General features: G+C 61.4%; 2 protein-coding genes. Both read right to left on the bottom strand.

The features are described 5' to 3' along the window. The coding region (locus tag GEU01_RS23935; protein WP_042711046.1) for a DUF4158 domain-containing protein at positions 1-253 on the bottom strand (253 nt) is incomplete at its 3' end. A 3-nt stretch (positions 254-256) separates the two neighbouring features. Beyond that, positions 257-841, bottom strand: coding sequence for a recombinase family protein (locus tag GEU01_RS22130; RefSeq protein ID WP_019087712.1), 585 nt, complete (start codon positions 839-841; stop codon positions 257-259). Between the last annotated feature and the right edge of the window lie 192 nt (positions 842-1,033).

Consider the following 1,033-nt stretch of genomic DNA (forward strand, 5'->3'; position numbering starts at 1 on the left):
TCCCGAGTTGATCCCCTATGAAGGCGAGCGGGATCTGAGGGATCAGCTCCCCCGGCCGGAGCAGCCGCCCCGGGTAGCGCAGCGCGCAAAGCTGGATAGCAAAGCCCAACCGATTGTGCGCCCTTCTCCGACTGACAATGACACGCAGGTCATCGGGAGTGAGCGTCCAGTAGCGCACCAGGTCGGCCTCGTTTTCGGGCAGGGCAAGCAGCAACAGGCGCTGCGCCTCGGTCAGAACGGAACGGCGCGGCATCTGTCAGGTTCTGCCGGGAGGCGTCCAGCCAATCCGCGCCAGCGTGTCGATCAGCGTCGAGCGCGGTACACCGAAGTTGCGGCATATAGCCGCTTTGCTGGCGCCGCCTTCGAGGGCGACGGTAATCGCCGCGATCTTCTCCGCGTCGATCGCGGGCGGCCTACCGCCGCGCCGACCCCGGCGCCTGGCGGCCGCCAGCCCCGCCATGACCCGTTCGCGCGTCAAGGCGCGTTCGTATTGGGCGAGTGCGCCGAACATCGAGAACAGCAACTCGCCTTGCGCGGTTGCCGTATCCATATGTTCGGTCAAGGATCGGAAAGCGATGCCACGCTCCCGAAAATCTCCGATAATATCGAGAAGATGCGATAGAGAACGGCCCAGACGGTCGAGTTTCCAGACCACCAGCGTATCCCCTTCCTTGAGCCAGGCGAGGCACGTCTTGAGGCCAGGGCGATCGTCGCGGGCACCAGAGGCCTTGTCGGAATGAATGTGGCGTGCATCGACGCCAGCCGCGATCAGCGCATCGCGCTGGAGATCCACTGACTGGCGTTCGTCGGCTGAGGACACTCGCATATAACCGACCAGCATGTACGACAAACCTCATCAGAAGAGTTTCCGCACAGTAATGCAAAGCGACATGGTTTGTCGTGCGGTTTTTGCTACCTTGGCGGCTATCTTTTCCCGGCAAGAAAAAAATGACGGAAAACACCTGTTTTCCGTCATATACCCTCAGCATCCGACCTTAGCGTATATCTGTGCCCGTTCTATGTACCGACCCCG

The sequence above is a fragment of the Komagataeibacter europaeus LMG 18890 genome (genome assembly GCF_000285295.1).
In the GTDB taxonomy this organism is placed as follows: domain Bacteria; phylum Pseudomonadota; class Alphaproteobacteria; order Acetobacterales; family Acetobacteraceae; genus Komagataeibacter; species Komagataeibacter europaeus.

Excerpts from the sequence above, each read along its gene's own strand:
- GEU01_RS22130 (WP_019087712.1), bottom strand. The coding sequence starts at position 841 with ATGCTGGTCGGTTATATGCGAGTGTCCTCAGCCGACGAACGCCAGTCA.